Source organism: Aeromonas simiae (assembly GCF_000820125.1).
In the GTDB taxonomy this organism is placed as follows: domain Bacteria; phylum Pseudomonadota; class Gammaproteobacteria; order Enterobacterales; family Aeromonadaceae; genus Aeromonas; species Aeromonas simiae.
Genome location: NZ_CDBY01000086.1, coordinates 21613 through 21932 on the forward strand (window position 1 = coordinate 21613; position 320 = coordinate 21932).

Sequence of the window (320 nt, forward strand, 5' to 3'; positions counted from 1 at the left end):
CGACGAGCAGGGCGGCCAGTGAGAGGGCGAGTAGCGTCTTATGCATTTTGAGCTTCCTTTCGTTTTTATGGGTATTACCGCTTAAAACATCGGCACAATGCGCCATTTGCCCATGACGGTATGTTATTTGTGCGATATTTCCGGCTTTTCCTTCGGTTGCAAATTGTTGTCAATGGAATTAAAAGTCAATAAATTTGTGTTTTTATTCTTTTTGTGGCCATCAAAACCTCTTTTATGGCGGCCACACGCGCCCTTTCTGCTCCGAGGCGCAATGAATATGCAGTATTGGGAGGGGGTGGGGATACGCCTGGATGGAGGAG